Raw genomic sequence first — 20184 nt, 5'->3', positions numbered from 1 at the left:
AGTGTCCTCCGGCACCCTCTCGTCCGCCCGGCGACCGTCTCCTCCGTCCGGCCCGTTCGCGCGTGCCCGGTAAGGGAGTTCGGTGCGGTCCGGTTCAGTACAGGCCCATCACCCGGTCCACCGCGATCTCGATGACCGCCAGGCCCGGCGGCTGCGGCGGCTGGGACCAGTACCGCTTTGCGTAGCGGCGCATCCCCTCCACCACCCGGGGCGGATCGGTGGAGACGGTCGCCGGGCCCTCCAGGGTGATCCAGCGGGGCCCCACCAGCTGGCACACGGCGGCCCGGCCGCCGGCCGCGGCCAGCAGGTTGCGGGACTTGCGGCGGTGCACGGTGGTCATCACCCGGGCCAGGCCCGCCTCACCGTCCCAGGTGAACCGTACGGGCGCCACGTGCGGGGTGCCGTCCGGGCGCAGGGTGGTCAGGGTGCACAGGGCGTTCTCGGCGAGGAACTCCTCCGCCGCGGCGGACAGGGGCAGTTGCTTGGACATGGCCGGGTCCGTTCTTCCGTCAGGCGTGCGCGGGCACGGCCGCGGACTGCTCGGAGGACTTGGTCAGCGGCAGCAGCACCAGGGTCACCAGGAAGGCGGCCGCGGCGAAGCAGGCACCGACGAGGAACGCGTCGTGGAAGACGGTCGTACGGGCGTCCTGGACCAGGGCCGGGACTCCGTGGGCCTTGGCCGTCAGCTCGTCGACGCGGCGGAAGGCGTAGGTCGCCGCGACGGCCAGGCCGAGCGCGCCGCCGACTTCCTGGGCGGTGTTGATGAGGCCGGCGGCCAGACCCGACTCGCGCTCCTCGATCCCGGCGAACGCCGAGACCTGCAGCGGGACGAAGGACATGCCGAGCCCGAGGCCCATGAGGACGAAGGCGGGCAGCACGTCCGTCAGGTACGAGGCGTCGGACGGGGCGCGCCACAGGAGCATCATGCCGGTCGCGGAGAGCGCGAGACCGACCAGCAGGACGGGCTTGGCGGCGACCTTGGTGACGACCTGGGAGGCGATGCCGGCGCCGACGGCGGTGAGCACCGCGAGCGGCACGTAGGCGAAGCCGGTCTTGACGGCCGAGTAGTCCAGGACCTGCTGCATGAAGAGGCTGGCGAAGAAGAACAGGGTCACGCAGGTGCCGAGCAGCAGGACGGCGATGACGTTGGCGGCGCGCAGCGAGGGGCGGCGGAAGACGCCGAGCGGCATCAGCGGCTCCTTGGCGCGGCGCTCGATCAGGACGAAGGAGACGAGCAGGAGCGCGGAGAGGACGAAGCCGCCGATGACCCGGCCGGTCGGGACGTCGGAGTCGGAGACGGTCTGGCCGAGGGTGAAGATCAGCGAGACCAGACCACCGGTGAGGGTGACGGCACCGGCGACGTCGAAGGACCTGCTGCGTTCGGCGGAGCGGCTCTCGCCGACGACCATCGGGGCGACCAGGGCGCCGATGACGCCGATCGGCACGTTGATGAAGAAGATCCAGCGCCAGCCGGGACCGTCGGTGAGCAGACCGCCGAGGGTGACGCCGGCGACGGCGGCGAGACCGCTGAGCGCGCCCCAGGCGCCGAGGGCCTTGTTGCGGGCCGGGCCCTCCTCGAAGTTGTTGGTCAGCAGGCTGAGCGCGGCGGTGGCGATGAACGCGGCCCCCAGGCCCTGTGCGCCGCGGGCGCCGATCAGCATCGTGGCGTTCTGGGCGACTCCGGCGAGCAGGGAGGCACCCGCGAACAGGAGCAGGCCGGTCTGGAGCATCCGGCGGCGGCCGAGGGTGTCGGCGAGCCGGCCGGTCAGCAGCAGGAAGCCGCCCAGGAGCATGCCGTAGGTGGTGACCACGTACTGCAGCGCGGTCGTGGAGATGTTGAGTTCGTCCTCGATGGTCGGCAGGGCGACGTTCACGATCGAGACGTCGAGGAAGGTCATGAAGCCGGCCAGGCAGAGGAAGGCCAGGATGAGTCCGGGGCGGCGGACCGGCCCGGAGTCGCCCGCCACCGCGGGGCTGTGGGTGGACTCTTGGATGGACATGTCACTCCCTAGGAGCATGAGGATTCTGGGACGGGGACGTGCGGGGAGGTGCGGGTATCGCTGGCTTCTCGGAAGCTAGCATCCTGAGTAAAGTAGGTACCTAGAGGAAAGTGACTTCCCGGAAGGTGATGATCGGCATGAAGAGCACCGCGGCCAGGAACGACGGCGCGGCACCCGGGGTCGCGACGACCACGGGCGCCGCGACCGGGGGCGAGAGCGCCGTCGCGGGCGCCACCCCGGTCCCGGCCGGCCCCGAAGCCGCACACGCGGCCGCGGCCGGTTCCCGGCAGCCCTGCCTGATCGAGCCGGTCCTCGACATCGTGTTCAGCCGCTGGACCACGCCGATCCTGTGGACGCTCAACGCCTTCGGCACCCAGCGCTTCGTGGAACTGCAGCGCAACATCGGCACCATCACGCCGAAGGTGCTGACCCAGCGGCTGCGTCAGCTGGAGCGCGACGGACTGGTGATCCGCACGTACTTCCCCGAGGTGCCGCCCCGGGTGGAGTACCAGATCAGCGACCTGGGACGGACCCTGGCGCCGTTGTTCGCCTCGCTCACGGACTGGTCGACCGTCCACCTGCCGCTGGTGGAGCAGGCGCGTCAGGAGTTCGACACGGCGGAGGAGCAGGCCACGGCCCGTCACCACTGAGTCCGGCCCGCCCGCCGGGGCGCCGCCCACGTCCGTCACCGGGTCACCGGCCCGGCAGGACCCGGTCGTCGCCGAGTTCCCGCATGGCGCCCTGGAAGAAGATCAGCGGATCCTCGTCCCCGGCGGGCGTACCGAGAGAGACGACCTCGCCGAGCAGGATGGTGTGGTCGCCGCCGTCGTACTCGGCGGCCAGCCGGCACTCCAGGTGTGCCAGCGCCTCGCTGAGCACGGGCAGTTCGTGGACCGACCTGTGGTGCGGCACCTCCTCGATCCGGGCGGTCCGCCGGCCGGCGAAGGCCCAGGCCACCGGCTCCTGCCGTTGCGTCAGGAAGTTCACGACGAAGCCGCCGGACTCCTGGACCACGGGCAGCAGCCGGGAGTTGTGGTGCAGGCAGATGAGCACCAGCGCCGGGTCCAGGGAGACCGAGGTGAAGGAGTTCACCGTGGCGCCCGCGGCGTTCTCGCCGCTGCCCGAGGTGATGACCGTGACACCGGTGGCGAAGTGCCCGCACACGGTGCGCAGCGCACGGCCGTCGACCGGACCGAGCTGCTCGGGGATGGCTTGCGAAACGGGTATCACGACAGCCCTCTCGTTCTCGGATACGGGTTACGGGTGACGGGTTACGGGGGTACGCGCACGCTTCGGACGGCGTGCGCGGGATCCGGGGGGGGGCGGGGACCTCAGCGGCCCGGGAGGCTCGGCCACACGGGGGGTCGGGTGCGTGAAGGTCGGGTGCGCGGGGGCCCGGTGCGCGGGTCTCAGCCGCGTGGGCGGATGAAGTCCACGGCGGCCTCCGGGCCGTACGGGGCCGGTGTCTCGGATCCCCTGGATGCCCCGGCCGCCTTCGGCGCCTCCGACGTCTCCGACACGTCGGCCGCTGCCGGACCGCGCCGGGACAGCAGCGGTCCCGCCATCGCCGTCGTGACGAGGGCCATGATCACGAGCATGGTGAACATGCGTCCGTCGAGCACGCCCAGGCTCACCGCGGCGTTGAGGATGATGAGTTCGGTCAGACCCCGGGTGTTCATCAGCAGCCCCAGGTCCTTCGCCTCGCGCCAGGAGAACCCGGCCAGCCGCGCCGGAAGGATCGCGCCGACCAGCTTGCCGGTGCAGGCCACCACGATGATCGCGACGAGCGCGACGACGTCGCCGGAGGTGAGCGCGCCGAGGTCCACGCCGAGCCCGGTGACGATGAAGAAGACCGGGAGCAGCACGACGCTGACGTGGTCCATGGGCTTGCGCAGATGCTCGGCCAGGACCATCGCGGGTTCACGGGGCATCACGAACCCGAACAGGAAGGCCCCGAAGATGGCGTGGATGCCGATCCAGGTGGTCAGCCAGGCCGAGGTCAGGGCACCCGCGCAGAGCACCGCGAGCAACGCGGACCAGCGCTCGGTGGCGGCCCAGCGCCAGACGAGACGGGCCACCAGCGGCCGTACGACCAACAACATCCCCGCGACATAGGCGGCGCTGTAGAGCCCGATGCGGGCGAGGTCGGAGTAGTTGCCGTTCGCCGTGACCAGGGCGGAGACATACGCCAGCAGACACCAGGCGAGCAGGTCGTCGATGGCGGCGCTGGCCAGCGAGAGGGAGCCGGCCCGGGTGTCCAGGAGCTTGTTCTCGGTGAGGATGCGCGCCAGCACCGGGAAGGCGGTCACCGACATCGCGGTGCCGATGAAGGTGGCGAACGCGACGAAGGAGATGTGGTGTCCGGCCACGGTGGCGTGTTCGTCGTACAGGAACGGGGCGAGCGCCACCCCCAGACCGAACGCCATCGCGATCGACGACAGGGAGACGCCCGCGGCGAGCCGGGCGTGCGGCCGGATCAGCCGCTTCTCGAACTCCCAGCCGACCACGAACATGAACAGGATCAGGCCGACCTGGGAGACCGCGGACAGCAACGGCCGCACGTCGACGGGGAAGAGGCGCTCGGTCAGGTTCCCCGGCAGCAGACCGAGGACGCTCGGGCCGAGCAGGATGCCCGCGGTGATCTCGCCGACCACCACGGGCTGGCGCAGCTTCTGCGCCAGCCGGCCGAGTGCGGCGCCCGCCACGAGCACCACCCCGATGTCGGCGAGCATGATCGCGAGCTTCATGTCCTGGGCGCTGGCCGCCGCCAGAGTCGTCATCGGGGCTCCTGGGGTCCGGGCGGGGTGCCGCGGCTCCAGAGCACGCGGAAGGTCAGGGAGGAGAGTCGCCAGCCCTCGGCGGCGCGGCGGGCCTCACCGCTGGCGAGGGTGCCGACCTGGAACAGGGGCTCGTCCGCCGCGCCGGGGTGGTGGACATGCGTCGAGACGAGGTTGGCGCGCAGCGTGGCCCGCTCACCGTCGTCGTCGAGGGCGACGAACGCGGGTGAGCCCAGGTGCTGGGTGGCGGCGAAGGCCGTCAGCGCGTCACGGTGGTAGCCGGCGAGTCCTTCGAGACCCTCGTGCCGGCTCATGGGGAACTCGACCAGGGCGTCCTTCGTGAAGAGCCCCCGCGCCCAGGCGTCGTCGAGTTCGTCGTCGTCGAGACCGATGAGGTACCGGTCCAGGAGAGTGGCTATCTCTGATTCTTCCGGGCCTGACTGCATTACCCGAGCATGGCGCCCGCGCCAATCGGCGACCAAGGCCGTTTTTCACAGCTCTGACGAAGTGGGGAAAGATCTGACACCCCCCTCGAACAATTGACAAATGAGCGGTCATTCCTGAACCGCAGAGCCTTTCACATGGGCAGATCCCCTTGCCATGCTGCATTCGTACCTCCATTCGCAACTCACCTTTCCTCGAACGGAAGAGACGAGAGAATGCCGAAGATCGCAGCCGATGGTCAGCACCTGACCGTTCTCAACCTGTTCTCGACCGACGCCGCCGAGAAGCAGGTCAAGCTGCTCGCCGCGATGCGCCAGATCGTCGACACGGCGGCCTATGAGGGCTGGATATCCAGCACGGTGCACGCCGGACAGGACAAGCCGGGAACGGCCAACTTCATCCAGTGGCGCAGCACCGAGGACCTGGAGAGCCGTTACGCGGGCGAGGAGTTCAAGCACCGCACCCTGCCGCTCTTCGGCGAGATCACCACCTCGATCCGTCTGCTCCAGAACGAGATCGCCTTCACCCAGCAGAAGCCGGAACTGGGCGGCGTCACGGAGATCTCCCCGGACCACGACGACTACACGTCCATCGAGCTGTTCGGTGTACTGCCGGACGACCAGGAGGACCTGATCGACGCGCTGGGCGAGTCCCAGACGTGGCTGGTCGACGTCCCCGGCTACCGCACCCACACGGTTCTGCGCGGCCTGCGCGCCCGCGGCCTCGACGGCAAGTTCGTCGTCGTCTACTCCCAGTGGGACAGCAAGGAGGCCTACGACGCCTTCCGTTCCGTGCCGCAGGGGGAGCGCTCCCCGGAGCGTCAGAAGGTCGACGCCCGCGTCGCCGCGCTGCAGACCTGGCAGGACGAGAACACCTACCGGGTCGTGCACACCCGCGCCGCGGGCGAGTGAGCCACCCGGCGGCAGGCCGGCCGGGCGGCGACCGGCCCGCCGCCGGGTCCGGAGAGCGCGTCACCGCACGGCAGGAGCCGACCGCCGGTTTCACGTGAAACAACGTCCTTCCGCGTCGTACGGCAGAAGGACGTCCACCAAGATCGCGCACGGACGCGGGCACATGGGCGCGTTCCCACCCCCACTGGCCGGCCGCTGCCGGGAATTCCCCCACCCGGCAGCGGCTTTTCCGGGTCTTCGAAGTTAGGCGGGGTGGGTGAGCCTTCGTCCTCCGGGGTTCTCACGGAGGGTAAGCGTGGGGGTGGTCGGCTCGTGGGTGCAGGGCGTCCGTGGTCATCGGCGATCATGACTGTTCTCCGGCAGTTTGATCACCAGAAACCACGGGCTTGGACAACGATACGGCGGTGCTGCTCGACTTGGACGGCCTTGCCGTCGAGAGCGTTGAGCGGCTGATGGACGGCACCCGGCGGGTGCATCTGACCACAGCGGACGAAGCCGCCCGGGCCTGTCCCTCCTGCGGCGTGTTCGCGTCACATGTGAAGGGCCTCGTGTACACCCGTCCACGTGATCTTCCTTACGGAGAACGGGGATTGGAGTTCGTGTGGTGCAAGCGGCGTTGGTATTGCCGGGAGTCCGGATGCGAGCGGAAGTCGTTCACCGAGCAGGTTCGGCAGATACCGGCCGGGGCCCGGATCACCGGCCGGCTGCGCCGGGCTGCCGCCCTGCGGGTGCGGGATGCTGCTTCCACCGTGGTCCAGGCCGCCCGTGACCTGCACGTGTCCTGGCCGACGGTGATGGACGCCTTCCGCGCGGCCGCCCGCGAGGTCACCGAGGCGCCGCTGCCGGAAGTGGAGGTGCTGGGCGTCGACGAGACCCGGCGCGGACGGCCGCGCTGGGAACAGGATGCGGACACCGGCAAGTGGCACCTGGTGCGCGAGAGGTGGCACACCGGGTTCGTCGACGCGCTCGGGGCCGGTGGCCTGCTCGGGCAGGTCGAGGGCCGTGCCGCCGCCGACGTCCTGGCCTGGCTGTCCACCACCCCTTTGGAGTGGAGAAAGAACATCCGCTACGTCGCCATCGACATGTCAGCCACCTACCGGGCCGCGATCCGCACCGGCCTGCCCGATGCCATCGTGGTCGTTGACCACTTCCACATCGTCCAGCTCGCGAACAAGATGCTCTCTGCTGTACGGCGTCGCACCACCGCCGAGATCCGGGGCCGGCGTGGACGCGCCACCGACCCGGAATGGAAGGCCCGTCGACGGCTGCTGCGCAACCGTGAGGACCTCACCGACCAGCAGTTCGCCACGATGTGGAACGCGCTGCTGGACGAGGGGCCGATCGGGCAGACGCTGCTGACCGCCTGGATCGCCAAGGAGAGCCTGCGCACCCTCCTCGCCCTGGCCCGAACCGGCGCCGACCGCGAAGAAGTAGGCCACGCCCGATGGAAGTTCCTCACCTGGTGCGCGGACTCAGACATCCCCGAAGCCTGCACCCTCGCCACCACCGTCGACCGCTGGTGGCCCGAGATCGCCGGGTTCATCGACACCGGCCACAGCAACGCCAAGAGCGAAGGCATCAACCGCGTCATCAAGCTCGTCGCCCGCAACGCATTCGGCTTCCGCAATGCCGACAGCCAGCGCCTACGCACACGCTGCGTCACCACCCGCCGAGCCCGCGGACACCTCAACCCCGCCTAACTTCGAAGACCCGCTTTTCCGTCCGGCACCGTTCCCGCCCCGTCCCGTCCGCGCGCACCACACCAGGACGAGGAGACAGCAAGCATGGAGCACCCGGGCATGCGCCAAGTCGCGCACGAGATCAACGTCGCGGTTCCGGCGGACACGGTCCACCGATTGATCGCCGAGGTGGGGAACTGGCCCCGGATCTTCCCCTCGGTCATCCACGTCGCGCACGAGGAAGCTCCCGAGGGCGAGGAGCGGCTGCGGATCTGGGAAACCGCGCCGACCGTGGAGGGCCGGCCTTCTACCGAGGGCGGGCCGTCGGTGGAGGGCGAGCCGTCCGTGAAGGGCGGGCCGCGCAGCCGGCCCCTGCGCCGGATCGTCGAACCCGCCGCACTGCGGGTCAACTTCCAGCACCTGGTCACCGAGGCGCACGTCGCCGGGATCGGCGGCGCCTGGCTCGTCGAGCCGCTGGCGGAGAACGCCTCCCGGGTGCGCCTGCTGCACGAGTTCCGGGCCGAGGGCGACGCCCCCGAGGCACTGGACAGGATCGGAGCCGAGGTCGACCGCAGCGCCCGCGCGGAGCTCGCGGCGCTCAAGGAGAACGCCGAGCGTGAGGTCGCCGATGCCGGGCTGACGTTCTCCTTCGAGGACACCGTGCTGGTCGACGGTTCGGCGAAGGACGTGTACGCCTTCATCGACGAGGCCCACCTGTGGCCCGAGCGGCTGCCGCACGTCGCCACCGTGCGCCTGGAGGAGGACACCCCGGGCCTGCAGACCCTGGAGATGGACACCCGTGCCAAGGACGGCTCCGTCCACACCACCAAGTCCTACCGGGTGACCTTCCCCCACCACCGCATCGCCTACAAACAGGTCACCCTGCCCGCACTGATGACCCTGCACACCGGACAGTGGACCTTCACCGACACCGACGAAGGCGTCACCGCCACCTCCCAGCACACCGTCACCCTCAACACCGACAACATCCACGACATCCTCGGCCCCCACGCCACCGTCGCCGACGCACGCACCTACGTCCACACCGCCCTGTCCACCAACAGCCGCGCCACCCTCACCCACGCCAAAGCCCACGCGGAAGGCCGTCGTTGACCCCGGCGGTGCGCCGGCTCGCCGTGGCGCGGGGGGAGTTGGACGTGTGGCTGCTGCCGCCGCCCGACTCACCGCGTGATGTCCCGTACGACGAGCTCGACGCGCACGAGCGAGGAAGGGCCGACTCCTACCGCCGGCCCGACGACCGCCAGATGTACGCCGCGGCGCATGTGGGACTGCGCCGGGTCCTGGCCGGATACACCGGTATCGAACCGAGCCGGCTCAACCTCGCCGGCGAGCGGCACAAGGGCAACGGGGAACGGCACGGCCGGCCGGTGGTGCTCGGGGTGCCCGGCGGTGCCCCCCAGTTCTCGCTCTCGCACAGCCACGGTCTGGCGATCGTGGTGGTGGCCGAGGCACGGGTGGGCGCCGACGTACAGCGGCTGCCGTCCGCCGAGACCGTCGAGGTGTGTCTGCCGGCGCTGCACCCGTCCGAGCGGGAGGAGCTCGGGAAGCTGCCCGAACACGAGCGGACCATGGCCTTCGGCCGGCTGTGGACGCGGAAGGAGGCCTACCTGAAGGGTCTGGGCACCGGGCTGACGCGGGGCGCCGACCTCGACTACCTCGGCGAGGCCGGACTCGCCGAGCGGCCGACGGGCTGGGTGGTGGGCAACCTTCCGCTCTGCTCCACCCATATCGCCGCGGTGGCCCTGGCCGGCGCCGGGGACCGGCCCGTCGCCGTTCGCGCGGTGCCCACCGCGTATCTGTACGCCCCCGACGCGGTCGCACGCCTGGTGCAGATGGAACCGGGCCTGCGTTCCATGCTCAGGGATCCCGCCGAGCACGGGGACCTCGAGCGCTGAGACCGCACCCCGCGGGGCACGGACCTCCGTGTGACCGGCCACGACCGGCCCGCCGATCCCCCCGGTCACGCACAGTCGAAGGGCCGGAGAGTTCCTGGGAACTCTCCGGCCCCTCGGCCTGCTCCACCCCCGTCCGATCCGCTCAGGCCGCCGCTCGCCAGGTGCGCGGACCGTCGAAGCCGGTGATCCGCTCGGGCCGCCGCCACAGGGCGACCACCTGGTGCCTGCGGGCGACGTCGTCCGGTACGGCGCCGGGGCCGGCGGTCACCGCCATGAGCACGGCGGTCAGCGCGGCCAGTTCCTCCGGCGAAGGGCAACCGCGCTCGATCCGGAACAGCGGACCGGCCACGGGGTCGGTGTCAGGGTGCTGTGCGGTCATGGATCCTCCCTCACTCACTCTTCGGGGCCGCTCACTGAGGCGGGTTGCCGTGTTTACGGCGGGGCAGTTCGGCGTGCTTGGCGACGAGCATCGACAGCGAACGGGCCAGGACCGCCCGGGTCTCACGCGGATCGATGACGTCATCGACCAGCCCACGTTCGGCGGCGTAGTAAGGGTGGACCAACTCCCTCTTGTATTGGTCGATTTTCTCTCTACGCATCGCGTCGGAGTCGTCCGCGGCCGCGATCTCCCGGCGGAAGACGACGTTGGCGGCGCCCTCCGCGCCCATCACCGCGATCTCGTTCGTCGGCCAGGCCAGCGCGATGTCGGCGCCGATGGACCGGGAGTCCATCACGATGTACGCGCCGCCGTACGCCTTGCGCAGCACCACGGAGACCCGCGGCACGGTCGCGTTGCAGTACGCGTACAGCAGCTTCGCGCCGCGCCGGATGATGCCTTCGTGCTCCTGGTCCACGCCCGGCAGGAACCCGGGCACGTCGACCAGCGTGACCAGCGGGATGTTGAAGGAGTCGCAGAACTGGACGAACCGTGCCGCCTTCTCGCTCGCCTTGATGTCCAGCACACCCGCCATGGCCGCCGGCTGGTTGGCGACGATCCCCACGGTGTGGCCGTCGACTCGGGCCAGCGCGCAGACGATGTTCGGCGCCCAGCCCGCGTGCACCTCCACGAAGTCGCCGTCGTCGACGAGCTCCTCGACGACCGCCCGCATGTCGTACGAACGGTTCCCGTCGTGCGGCACCAGGTCGAGCAGCACGTCCCCGGACCGGTCACCCGGGTCGCCGCTGACATGGCGGGGCGGCAGCTCACGGTTGTTGGACGGCAGCATCGCCAGGAGGTAGCGCACCTCGGCGAGGCAGCTCTCCTCGTCGTCGTGCACGAAGTGCGCCACCCCGGAGACCTCGCCGTGGACGTCGGCGCCGCCGAGCCCGTTCTGGCTGATCTCCTCCCCGGTGACCGCGCGGACCACGTCCGGCCCGGTGATGAACATCTGCGAGATGTCGCGGACGGCGAAGACGAAGTCGGTCAGCGCGGGCGAGTACGCGGCACCGCCCGCGCACGGGCCCAGCATGACGCTGATCTGCGGGATCACCCCGCTCGCCCGGGTGTTGCGCTGGAAGATGCCGCCGTAGCCGGCCAGCGCGGAGACACCCTCCTGGATCCGGGCGCCCGCGCCGTCGTTGAGCGACACCAGGGGCGCCCCGGCGGCGATGGCCATGTCCATGATTTTGTGGATCTTGCAGGCGTGGGCCTCGCCGAGCGCGCCGCCGAAGACGCGGAAGTCGTGCGCGTAGACGAAGACGGTACGGCCCTCCACCGTGCCCCAGCCGGTGATCACACCGTCGCCGTAGGGCTTCTTGGCCTCCAGGCCGAAGCCGGTCGCCCGGTGCCGGCGCAGCTGCTCGACCTCCTGGAAGCTGCCCTTGTCCAGCAGCAGCTCGATGCGCTCGTGTGCGGTCAGTTTGCCCTTGGCGTGCTGGCGTTCGGTGGCCTTCGGGTCCTGTCCGGTCCGGGCGGTGTCCTTGCGTTCGGCCAGCTCCATCAGTCGGCCGTCGAGTTCCATGGGTATCGCGGGCTCCATCTGGTGGTCTCCCCTTCACATGTCTGAGAGGTCTGAGAAGGACTGGATACGGGCGGGTCAGCGGGCGAGCAGCGCGGTCAGTTCACCGACGGTGCTCTCCCGCAGCACCTCGGCGGGTACCTCGGCGTCGAGGGCGCGCCGGATCCGGCGCCCCAGGTGCAGGGCGTCGAGCGGGTCGAGGCCCTGGCCGCGCAGCGACAGGGCGGGCGAGAGCCGGTGGCCCGGCGGGACCGCGAGCAGGTCGTGCAGTTCGAGCCGCAGGCAGTGGCCGATGGCACCGGCCCGCTCGTCGGGAGTCATGGCGCGCAGGGCGACCGGGTCGGGAAGCCGATCGAGCCAACTGCACGGGTTCTCTTCGCTCATGGGGCTGCCTTTCGTGGTTGGGGCCGGGCCCGGCCCAGTGCCGGTTGCGGCCGGTGGCTGTTCAGGAGACGGCGTGTGCGCCCGGCGAGCAGCACCCCGAGCGCCGCCGTCGACGAGGCGACGCCTCCCACGTAGAGGCCGGAGCGCGCACCGTGCCGGACGGTGAGCCAGCCCACGAGGAGAGCGCCGAGCGGGGTGAGTCCTTGCAGGATGAGCGTGTAGAGCGCCATCACCCGGCCGCGGTAGGCGGCGTCGCTGCCCAACTGGATGCGGTGGTTGGCGGCCTGGGCGAAGTAGAGGGTCGCGAAACCGGTCAGGAACAGCAGGACGGCCGCCCACGCGTAGGTGGGCGACCAGCCGGCCGCGGTCTCCAGGAGTCCGAAGGCGAGCGCGGAGCCGGTGACGGTACGGGCCGCCGGGCGGCCGCCGCGGGCGGTGGTGGCGAACGCGGCGAGCAGCGAACCGGCGGCGAACGCCGTGGTCAGCAGCCCGAACGTGGTCGCGCCCGAGTGGAAGACGGACTTGGCGAGCAGCGGCAGGGTGAGCTGGAAGGTGAAGCCGAACAGGCCGACGACCGCGACCAGCGCCAGCGGTACGAACAGATCGGGGCGACCGCGCACGTACCGCAGGCCGTCGATCACCCGGGCACCGCGTTCCGGCGCGGTGGTCCGCAGGAGTTCCCCCGGGCGCATCAGGCGCAGTGCCGTCACGGTGGCGAGATAGCTGACCGCGTTGCACAGCACCGCCGGCCCCGCGCCCACCGCGCTGATGAGCAGCCCGGCGAGGGCGGGGCTCACCACGCGGGCGGTGTTGAAGTAGGCGGCGCTCAGCGCGGAGGCGTTGGGCAGCAGGTCGGGGCCGACCATCTCGCTGACGAACGCCATCCGGGTGGGCACCTCGACCGCGTTGACGGTGCCCAGGGCCGGCGCGAAGCAGTACAGGTGCCACAGCTGGACGGAACCGGTCAGCACGAGCCCGGCGAGCGCCAGGGCGAGGACGCCGGAGACGAGGTTGGCGAGGGTGAGCAGCAGCCGCTTGTCGTGACGGTCGGCGAGCCGGCCTCCGTACAGCGTGAACAGCAGCAGCGGGGTGAACTGGAGCGCCGTGACCACTCCCAGGGCGGCGCCGGAGTCCCCCGTCAGGGAGAGCACCAGCCAGTCCTGGGCGGTGACCATCATCCAGGTGCCCGCGACGGATACGACCTGGCCGGCCGCGAAGAGCCGGAAGTTGCGCACGGCCAGCGACCGGAACGGCGCACGGCGTGTACCGGCCCCGTCGCCGGGCCCGCGTGTCGTCGTCATGACGTCAGGGGGTGACGGACGGGCCCGCGGTCCGGCGCGCGAGGCACTGCTCGAAGAACGCGAACGCGCGCAGGTGGTACGTACGGGCGGCCCAGCCCAGGCTGATGTTGTGCCCCGCGCCGGGCTGGCGGTCGACGGAGGCGGACGGCGCCGAGGCGAAGTGCGCGGCCAGGTCGGCGACGGTGTCCTCGTCGTGGTGCCACCACAGTTCCTGCTCGGCGAAGGTCAGCCGCACCGGGACCTGCACCGCCGCCGCCGCGACCGGGAACCGGCGTGGCCACTGCAGGGCTTCCGCCCGCTCGCGCGGGGGCATCGGCGCGACCATGGCCTCCGCCTCGCGGAAGGTGTTCGGCGGATAGAAGCGCAGAGCGCCCCAGTTCCGTTTCCAGTTGTGGTGCTGGTGCGGGTCGGGTCCGTTGCCCGGGTCGACCGCGTAGTCCCGGCCGAGCCCGGAGATGTCGAGCCCGAGCAGCGGGGGGAGGGCCGGATCCGGGTCGCCGGCCTGACAGGCGGCGTACGTCAGCGCCAGCTTGCCGCCGAAGGAGTGCGCGAGCAGGAACACCCCGGCGCCCGTCTCGGCGCGCCCGGCCAGGTGCCGCAGCGCCGCGTGCAGCGCGCCGGCCTGCTCGGCCAGGGTCTGGCCGCCCGGGGCGTCCGCGGCGGACAGCCCGTAGCCGGGCCGGTCGACGGCGACCATGGTGTAGCCGAGCCGGGCACCGAGGGCGAGCAGGGAGACGTCGGGATGGGCCTGCCCGTCGAAGTAGGCCGCGCTCATCCCTCCGCCGTGCACCGCGACGACGGTGGCCCGCGGCGGCCCGGCCGGCTGGGCGATCAACGCGGAGAGCGTGACGTCACCGGCCTGCAGGGCGACGGGACGGACACCCGGGGACATGGCCGAGCCCGGCACGGACGAACCGGGCACGGACGGGCCGGGCACGGACGGGCCGGGCACGGACGAACCGGGCACGGACGAACCGGATACGGACGAGGGGATGGTCTCGGCCGTGGGAACGCTCACTGGGTTACTTCCTCTCGTGGTCGTGCTCTGGTGTGCGGGCTCTCGTGGTCGCCGGGACGTGGCCAGCCGTCGGTGCGGGCGGCGGAGCTCAGCCGCCCTCCGGCGCGCCGAACCAGCGGTGCAGCGCGGCGGACAGCTCCCCCGTACCGGTGTCCGCCCAGGCGACATAGCCGTCGGGGCGGACCAGCAGCGCGGTGGCGCCGCCGAAGGCGTCGGGGTCCCGCGGGCTGCCGGTGACGACGGTGACGCGGTCCTTCCAGCGGGCCGCGGCCTCGCGCGGCACGGAGTCGTCGGCGAGGTCGAGCAACAGACCCTGGGCCGGGTGCAGCAGTTCGGGCGTACGGACCTCGCCCGCGGCGGTGTCCAGCGCGCGCGGCGGCAGCCGGCGGCCGACCAGCGGATGTCCGCCGTCCCCGAGGTCGTAGTGGACGTCGAGATGGCTGACCACACCGGCGAGATGGCGCTTGACGCTGTCGAGGCCGATGAGTTCGGCGAACAGGTCGCGCAGCGGCTGCGACTCGGGGCCGCCGAGGAAGACCGTGCCCTGGGCCCTGGTGTTCATCAGCAGCCGGGCGCCGACGGCGTGGCGTTCGTCGTGGTAGGTGTCCAGCAGGCCCTGAGGAGCCACGCCCCGCACGGTCGCGGCCAGTTTCCAGCCGAGGTTGACCGCGTCCTGGACCCCGGTGCTCAGGCCCTGGCCGCCGGCCGGGAGATGGATGTGCGCGGCGTCGCCCACGAGGAGCACCCGGCCGCGCCGGTACTCGGTGACCTGCCGGGTGGCGTCCGTGAAGGAGCTGACCCAGTCGGCGCCTCCGCCGGAGATGTCCTCACCCGTCAACCGCAGCCAGGCCGCAGCCACTTCGGAGAACTCCGGGGTCTCGCTGCGGTCGGCCGGCGGGGTGCCGTGCTCGCAGACGATGATCCGGTCCACGCCCTCCTTCAGCGGCGCGGCCATCACCATGCCGCCGGGCAGCCGCTCGCCCAGGAAGCGGGGCTCGACCTGGCAGCCGACCACATCGGCGAGGTACATGCCCCGGGTGGCGGGGGTGCCGGGGAAGTCGAAACCCGCGGCCCTGCGCACCGGGCTGTGTCCACCGTCGGCACCCACCAGGTAGGCGGCGCGCAGTGTGCGTTCCCCGGCGGACGTGTCCAGCGTGACGGTGACCCCGTCCCCGTCCTGCACCAGTGCCCGGAACTCCCAGCCCCGCCGGATGTCGGCACCCAGGTCGCGGGCCCACTCCTCCAGCACCTCCTCCGTCCGGGACTGCGGGATGCCGCGGGCCCCGAAGTGGGCGTCCTCCAGCACGGTGTAGTCGAACTGCACCCCGCCGAAGTGGCCCATCGGGCTCTTCTCCAGGCCGCCGAAGCGCGGGACCAGGCCCCGCTGGTCGAACGACTCCATCGCGCGGGCGGTGAATCCGAGCCCGCGCGACTGTCCGGTGGGCCGTTCCAGCCGCTCGGCGACGACGACGCTCACCCCGCCCAGCCGCAGCTCCCCGGCCAGCATCAGCCCGGCCGGGCCGGCGCCGACGACGATGACGTCCGCGTCCCTCTGCGCGTCCATGGGTGTCCTTTCCTCGCGCGCGTCGGCGCGCTTCGCATCGGTGGGTGGCGTGTGTGCGGTTCCTCATGTGCGGGTGCGCGCCGGCCGGTTGGGGCCGGTACGGGTCCTCATGTGCGGCTGTGCGCCGACCGGTTGGAGCCGGTACGGGGGTCCTCATGTGCGGATGTGCGCCGGCCGGTTGGGGCCGGTACGGGTCGTACGGGCGCGCTCAGGCGGCGTCGGCCGGGAAGCCGAACCAGCGGGTCAGAGCCTCGGACAGGCCGTCCGTGCGCGCACCGGCCCAGGCCACGTGACCGTCGGGGCGTACGAGCAGGGCCTGGCCCGCGGGGAGCGGACTCCCGGGCTCGGAAGGACCGGCCACGAAGGTGACCCGGTCCGCCCAGGGCTCCAGCGCCGCGCGCAGCGCCCCACCACCGTTCCCGTTCCCGTTCCCGTTCACGTTCCTGCTCCCGTCCAGGGACAGCAGCAGCCCGCGACCGGTGCGCAACAGCTCGGCCGTACGCCGCCGCGGGCCACCGCCCGTGGGCTCCAGCCACGCGTCCGGCAGCCGCCGCCCGAGCAGCGGATGCCGGGCGGCCGTGTCACCGGAGTCGATCCCGGGGCCGGCGCCGACACCGAGGAGGGTGCCGGACCCGAAGCCATGACCGACTGCCGCTCCCCCGTCGCCCCCCTGGACGTCGCCGTTCCCCCCGACGCCCGCGTCGTTCTCGGCACCTCCGACGTCGTACCGGATGCCGAGGCCGCTGATCATCCCGGCCAGGTGCCGGCGTACGCCGTCCACGGCGAGGAGTTCGGTGAGCAGGGAACGGGCCGGTTCGACCTCCGGGCCACCGAGCAGCAGCTCGACCTGGGCCCGGATGTTGGCGAGGACCTGACGGCCCACGGTGCGGCGCTCGGTGTCGTAGGTGTCGAGGAGTTCCTCGGGGGCACTGCCGCGCACGACCGCGGCGAGCTTCCAGCCGAGGTTGAAGGCGTCCTGGACGCCCAGGTTGAGGGCCTGGCCACCACTCGGCATCTGCCGGTGCGCCGCGTCCCCGGCGAACAGGACACGGCCGTGCCGGTATCGCGCGAGCTGCCGGTTGGCGTCACCGAAGGCGTTCACCCACAGGGGGGTGCCCTGGCTGATGTCCTCGCCGGTGACGCGCTTCCACACGTCGGTGACCTCGGCGAAGTCCGGTTCGCCGCCGCCGCGTTCGGTGACGGGCCGGCCGAACTCGTGGACCATCACCCGGGTCACTCCGTCCCGGGTGGCGGCGATGGCGAGCCCGTGCCGAAGCCGCTGGAAGCGCCGGTCGGCGACGCTGATGCCGGAGACGTCCGCCCGCAGCAGCTCGCGCCTGGCGTCGTGCCCGGGGAAGGGGGCCCGGACCAGCCGCCGCACGGTGCTGTCCTCGCCGTCGCAGCCGACCAGATAGCGGGCCCGGATCCGGACCGGACCGTACGGGCCGATGGTCTCGGCCTCCACGCCCTCGGGCACGCCGGCCGCCCCGTCCGGCACGGTCAGGGAGAGCAGTTGGTGCCGGCGCCACAGATCCGCGCCGAGGTCGGCCGCCCGGCGCTGCAACAGCTCCTCGGTACGGGTCTGGGCCACCTTCCACTGCCCGGGGTACGGGCCGGGCAGCGTCAGGTCCAGGGGTACGCCGCCGAAGTGGCCGCGCGGCTCGCACGGCGGCGTACCGAGCTCGTCCAGCAGTCCGCGCGAGTCGAGGATCTCCATGGTGCGGGCGTGCAGCGTGGAGGCCCGCGACTCGGTGGTCGGGCCGGGGCGCTGGTCGACGACGACCACCTCGGCGCCGCCCAGCCTCAGCTCGGTGGCGAGCATCAGACCGGCGGGGCCCGCTCCGACCACGAGGACGTCGGTGTCCAGGGTGGTCGTGTCGGTGTCCTGATGGTCCGTCGCCATCGTCAACGCCCGCTCTCCGCGTGGGCTTTGGCGTGGGTGAGGGTGGCGCGGCTGTTGGTGGACAGGGCGGTGTGGACGTAGGTGCGTGCGTCGGCGACGGTGGCGTGGGGGCCGAGGATGTCGTGGATGTTGTCGGTGTTGAGGGTGACGGTGTGCTGGGAGGTGGCGGTGACGCCTTCGTCGGTGTCGGTGAAGGTCCACTGTCCGGTGTGCAGGGTCATCAGTGCGGGCAGGGTGACCTGTTTGTAGGCGATGCGGTGGTGGGGGAAGGTCACCCGGTAGGACTTGGTGGTGTGGACGGAGCCGTCCTTGGCACGGGTGTCCATCTCCAGGGTCTGCAGGCCCGGGGTGTCCTCCTCCAGGCGGACGGTGGCGACGTGCGGCAGCCGCTCGGGCCACAGGTGGGCCTCGTCGATGAAGGCGTACACGTCCTTCGCCGAACCGTCGACCAGCACGGTGTCCTCGAAGGAGAAGGTCACCTCCTCCGCCGCGTGCGCGAACTCGACGTTCTTCTTCAGCGCGGCCAGCTCGGAGCGGCTGTTCCGGTCGACCGCCGCCTCGATCCAGAGCAGGTCGTGCGGGTCGTCGTCGATCGCGCGGTAGTCGTGCAGAAGCCGCACCCGGGAGGCGTCCTCCCCCAGCGGCTCGATGATCCAGGTCCCGCCCATCGCGGCGACCGGGGGGGGCGGGTATCTCCTGGCGGAAGGTGATCCGCAGGCCGTCGGGGTCCAGCTCGCGGCACGACGTCCAGTTCTTCGCCTCGCCGTTGGCGGTGGCCCAGATCCGTATGCGTTCCTCGGAGCCGTTCCGCTCGACCTGGTCGACGTGGATGGTGGGCGGGAAGATCCGCGGCCAGTTGGTGACCTCCGCCAGCAGCCGGTACACGGCCGGTGCGGGCGCGGCGATCGTGATCTCGTGCTCTACCTCACGGGTCGTCATGACGCTTTCTTCTCCAGGGCTGGGTACGGGCTGCCGGTGGGGGAGCCGGTGGTGGCGGGCGTGGGGGGAGTGAGACGGGGGTGGCCGGGGGCGCTCAGAAGTTGCCGAGTCCGCCGCAGACGTTGATGGCCTGCGCGGTCACCGAGGCGGCCGTGTCGGAGGCGAGGTAGGCGACCATGCCGGCCACCTCCTCCGGGGTGGAGTAGCGGCCGAGCGGGATCTTCGCCTGGAACTTCTCGAGGATGGCGTCCTCGGAGGTGTCGTAGGCGGCGGCGTACCCGGCGCGCACGCGCTGGGCCATCGGCGTCTCGACGTAGCCGGGGCAGACGGCGTTCACGGTGATACCGGTGGGGGCCAGCTCATTGCCGAGTGCCTTGGTGAAACCGACCACGCCGTGTTTGGAGGCGGAGTAGGGGGCGCCCAGGACCACGCCCTGCTTGCCCGCCGTGGAGGCGATGTTGATGATCCGGCCGCGGCTCCGGTGGCGCATGCCGCCCGTGTTGAGCACTTCCCGGGTCAGCCGGAAGACGCTGTTGAGGTTGGTGTCGATGACATCGGTCCAGAGCTCGTCCTCGATGTCGGCCGTGACACCGCCGCCGGACCGGCCGGCGTTGTTGACCAGGACGTCGACGGTGCCGAAGCGGTCGACGGCGGCCTGTACGAAAGCGGCGGCCGAGGCCGGGTCGCGGACGTCGAGGACGCTGCCGTCCGCCTCGACCCCCTCGTCCTGGAGCGTCTTGACCGTCTCGGCGACGTTGTCGGCGTTGCGGGCGCCGATGAACACCCGGTGGCCGGCGGCGGCCAGCGCGCGGGCGGACGCGAGACCGATGCCGCTGGTGGCTCCGGTGATGAGAGCGACCCGCTTCTCCAGCGTTGACATGTGCTTCCTCTCCCTGTGTGGCGTGTGGTCTGCGGCGGGCCCGGGCCGGACGGGGGTCCCGCTCGGATGGGCGGGACGAGGCTCCGCTCGGATGCGGTGAAAGGTTTCGCCCGGCCCGGGAAAGCCGTCGGGGTCAGGCGGCGGCGGGCTCGTCGGCGCCGAACTGGTGGTTCACGGCCTCGATGAGGGCGCGCGGGGTGTCGGCGTCGGTCAGCAGGTCCTCGTCGAGGACGATCCCGTACTCGCGCTCGATACGGCTGCCGGTCTCCAGCAGGGCCAGCGACTCGTAGCCGAGGACTTCGAACGGCTCGTCGAGGATGTCGCCGTCGAGGTCGACGCCCTCGTCGACGCCCGCGCCCTCCAGCAGGATGCGGCGCAGGTCGTCCAAGGTGAATTCCGTAGTGGACACGTGGGTTCCTTCCCAGGTCGAGATGGTTCGGTCGGGCAGTGATCGGTGGGGCGATGGTTCGGTCGGGCGGTGATCGGTCGGGCGGTGATCGGTCGGGCGAT

19 protein-coding genes and 1 pseudogene are annotated in these 20184 nt (G+C 71.6%); 5 read left to right on the top strand and 15 right to left on the bottom strand.

The features are described 5' to 3' along the window. Positions 1–94: 94 nt before the first annotated feature. The gene (locus tag OHB41_RS24460; RefSeq protein ID WP_153289575.1) at positions 95–490 is read right to left on the bottom strand and encodes a pyridoxamine 5'-phosphate oxidase family protein; all 396 of its coding nucleotides are present in this window, start codon (positions 488–490) and stop codon (positions 95–97) included. Between the two features lie 19 nt (positions 491–509). Continuing rightward, positions 510–2000 carry an MFS transporter gene (locus OHB41_RS24455; protein ID WP_266700331.1) on the bottom strand — a complete coding sequence of 497 codons (1491 nt, stop codon included), beginning with the start codon at positions 1998–2000 and terminating at the stop codon, positions 510–512. A 296-nt stretch (positions 2001–2296) separates the two neighbouring features. Between OHB41_RS24455 and OHB41_RS24450 the strand changes: the two genes are divergently transcribed. Continuing rightward, positions 2297–2650 (top strand): winged helix-turn-helix transcriptional regulator, encoded by a 354-nt coding sequence (locus tag OHB41_RS24450; protein ID WP_266706085.1) that lies wholly within the window; start codon positions 2297–2299, stop codon positions 2648–2650. A gap of 43 nt (positions 2651–2693) precedes the next feature. On the opposite strand, the gene OHB41_RS24445 is transcribed toward OHB41_RS24450, so the two are convergent. The 3 genes from OHB41_RS24445 to OHB41_RS24435 all read right to left on the bottom strand — a co-directional run bounded on the left by OHB41_RS24445 (position 2694) and on the right by OHB41_RS24435 (position 5223). Continuing rightward, positions 2694–3230: a flavin reductase family protein gene (locus OHB41_RS24445; protein WP_266700330.1), complete on the bottom strand. Its 537-nt coding sequence runs from the start codon at positions 3228–3230 to the stop codon at positions 2694–2696. A 179-nt stretch (positions 3231–3409) separates the two neighbouring features. After that, entirely contained in the window at positions 3410–4780 is a 1371-nt protein-coding gene (locus OHB41_RS24440; protein ID WP_266700329.1) for a cation:proton antiporter, read from the bottom strand. Further along, positions 4777–5223, bottom strand: a complete 447-nt coding sequence (locus OHB41_RS24435) for a nuclear transport factor 2 family protein (RefSeq protein WP_266700328.1) — start codon at positions 5221–5223, stop codon at positions 4777–4779. Before OHB41_RS24435 ends, OHB41_RS24440 begins: the two co-directional genes overlap by 4 nt. A gap of 213 nt (positions 5224–5436) precedes the next feature. On the opposite strand from OHB41_RS24435, the gene OHB41_RS24430 reads away from it, so the two are divergent. From OHB41_RS24430 to OHB41_RS24415, 4 genes are all read left to right on the top strand, one after another. Then, positions 5437–6132, top strand: coding sequence for an antibiotic biosynthesis monooxygenase family protein (locus tag OHB41_RS24430; RefSeq protein WP_266700327.1), 696 nt, complete (start codon positions 5437–5439; stop codon positions 6130–6132). A gap of 386 nt (positions 6133–6518) precedes the next feature. Then, entirely contained in the window at positions 6519–7832 is a 1314-nt protein-coding gene (locus tag OHB41_RS24425; RefSeq protein WP_266696430.1) for an ISL3 family transposase, read from the top strand. 84 nt (positions 7833–7916) lie between these two features. Further along, the gene (locus tag OHB41_RS24420; RefSeq protein ID WP_266700326.1) at positions 7917–8924 is read left to right on the top strand and encodes an aromatase/cyclase; all 1008 of its coding nucleotides are present in this window, start codon (positions 7917–7919) and stop codon (positions 8922–8924) included. Further along, on the top strand, positions 8921–9727 hold the full coding sequence (locus tag OHB41_RS24415; protein WP_266700325.1) for a 4'-phosphopantetheinyl transferase family protein: 807 nt from the start codon (positions 8921–8923) through the stop codon (positions 9725–9727). Before OHB41_RS24420 ends, OHB41_RS24415 begins: the two co-directional genes overlap by 4 nt. 142 nt (positions 9728–9869) lie before the next feature. Here OHB41_RS24415 and OHB41_RS24410 read toward each other — a convergent pair whose 3' ends face one another. From OHB41_RS24410 to OHB41_RS24365, 10 genes and pseudogenes are all read right to left on the bottom strand, one after another. After that, positions 9870–10106: an acyl-CoA carboxylase subunit epsilon gene (locus OHB41_RS24410; RefSeq protein ID WP_266700324.1), complete on the bottom strand. Its 237-nt coding sequence runs from the start codon at positions 10104–10106 to the stop codon at positions 9870–9872. Between the two features lie 31 nt (positions 10107–10137). Further along, the gene (locus OHB41_RS24405; RefSeq protein ID WP_266700323.1) at positions 10138–11706 is read right to left on the bottom strand and encodes an acyl-CoA carboxylase subunit beta; all 1569 of its coding nucleotides are present in this window, start codon (positions 11704–11706) and stop codon (positions 10138–10140) included. A 57-nt stretch (positions 11707–11763) separates the two neighbouring features. Next, positions 11764–12069, bottom strand: a complete 306-nt coding sequence (locus OHB41_RS24400; protein ID WP_148014262.1) for an acyl carrier protein — start codon at positions 12067–12069, stop codon at positions 11764–11766. Continuing rightward, positions 12066–13370, bottom strand: a complete 1305-nt coding sequence (locus OHB41_RS24395; RefSeq protein ID WP_266700322.1) for an MFS transporter — start codon at positions 13368–13370, stop codon at positions 12066–12068. The genes OHB41_RS24400 and OHB41_RS24395 overlap by 4 nt, the downstream gene beginning before the upstream one ends. Before the next feature lie 4 nt (positions 13371–13374). Beyond that, positions 13375–14262 carry an alpha/beta hydrolase gene (locus tag OHB41_RS24390; protein ID WP_266706084.1) on the bottom strand — a complete coding sequence of 296 codons (888 nt, stop codon included), beginning with the start codon at positions 14260–14262 and terminating at the stop codon, positions 13375–13377. Between the two features lie 214 nt (positions 14263–14476). Next, the gene (locus tag OHB41_RS24385; RefSeq protein ID WP_266700321.1) at positions 14477–15952 is read right to left on the bottom strand and encodes an FAD-dependent monooxygenase; all 1476 of its coding nucleotides are present in this window, start codon (positions 15950–15952) and stop codon (positions 14477–14479) included. Between the two features lie 208 nt (positions 15953–16160). After that, a complete protein-coding gene (locus OHB41_RS24380; RefSeq protein WP_266706083.1) occupies positions 16161–17855 on the bottom strand; it encodes an FAD-dependent monooxygenase in 1695 nt (564 codons plus the stop codon). A gap of 2 nt (positions 17856–17857) precedes the next feature. Beyond that, a pseudogene (locus tag OHB41_RS24375) lies at positions 17858–18794 on the bottom strand (aromatase/cyclase). A 94-nt stretch (positions 18795–18888) separates the two neighbouring features. After that, the gene (gene fabG, locus OHB41_RS24370; protein WP_266700320.1) at positions 18889–19674 is read right to left on the bottom strand and encodes a 3-oxoacyl-ACP reductase FabG; all 786 of its coding nucleotides are present in this window, start codon (positions 19672–19674) and stop codon (positions 18889–18891) included. Positions 19675–19807: 133 nt separating this feature from the next. Continuing rightward, the gene (locus OHB41_RS24365; RefSeq protein ID WP_266700319.1) at positions 19808–20083 is read right to left on the bottom strand and encodes an acyl carrier protein; all 276 of its coding nucleotides are present in this window, start codon (positions 20081–20083) and stop codon (positions 19808–19810) included. Between the last annotated feature and the right edge of the window lie 101 nt (positions 20084–20184).

The organism is Streptomyces sp. NBC_01571 (assembly GCF_026339875.1).
In the GTDB taxonomy this organism is placed as follows: domain Bacteria; phylum Actinomycetota; class Actinomycetes; order Streptomycetales; family Streptomycetaceae; genus Streptomyces.
The sequence above is the reverse complement of the archived record's forward strand: the minus strand, read 5'-3'. Positions and strand labels throughout refer to the sequence as shown.

Coding starts and splice junctions, on each gene's coding strand:
- OHB41_RS24420 (WP_266700326.1), top strand. CDS start 7,917: ATGGAGCACCCGGGCATGCGCCAAGTCGCGCACGAGATCAACGTCGCG.
- OHB41_RS24410 (WP_266700324.1), bottom strand. CDS start 10,106: ATGACCGCACAGCACCCTGACACCGACCCCGTGGCCGGTCCGCTGTTC.
- OHB41_RS24390 (WP_266706084.1), bottom strand. CDS start 14,262: ATGTCCCCGGGTGTCCGTCCCGTCGCCCTGCAGGCCGGTGACGTCACG.
- OHB41_RS24460 (WP_153289575.1), bottom strand. CDS start 490: ATGTCCAAGCAACTGCCCCTGTCCGCCGCGGCGGAGGAGTTCCTCGCC.
- OHB41_RS24435 (WP_266700328.1), bottom strand. CDS start 5,223: ATGCAGTCAGGCCCGGAAGAATCAGAGATAGCCACTCTCCTGGACCGG.
- OHB41_RS24380 (WP_266706083.1), bottom strand. CDS start 17,855: ATGGCGACGGACCATCAGGACACCGACACGACCACCCTGGACACCGAC.
- OHB41_RS24385 (WP_266700321.1), bottom strand. CDS start 15,952: ATGGACGCGCAGAGGGACGCGGACGTCATCGTCGTCGGCGCCGGCCCG.
- OHB41_RS24395 (WP_266700322.1), bottom strand. CDS start 13,370: ATGACGACGACACGCGGGCCCGGCGACGGGGCCGGTACACGCCGTGCG.
- OHB41_RS24455 (WP_266700331.1), bottom strand. CDS start 2,000: ATGTCCATCCAAGAGTCCACCCACAGCCCCGCGGTGGCGGGCGACTCC.
- OHB41_RS24440 (WP_266700329.1), bottom strand. CDS start 4,780: ATGACGACTCTGGCGGCGGCCAGCGCCCAGGACATGAAGCTCGCGATC.
- OHB41_RS24400 (WP_148014262.1), bottom strand. CDS start 12,069: ATGAGCGAAGAGAACCCGTGCAGTTGGCTCGATCGGCTTCCCGACCCG.
- OHB41_RS24430 (WP_266700327.1), top strand. CDS start 5,437: ATGCCGAAGATCGCAGCCGATGGTCAGCACCTGACCGTTCTCAACCTG.
- fabG (WP_266700320.1), bottom strand. CDS start 19,674: ATGTCAACGCTGGAGAAGCGGGTCGCTCTCATCACCGGAGCCACCAGC.
- OHB41_RS24405 (WP_266700323.1), bottom strand. CDS start 11,706: ATGGAGCCCGCGATACCCATGGAACTCGACGGCCGACTGATGGAGCTG.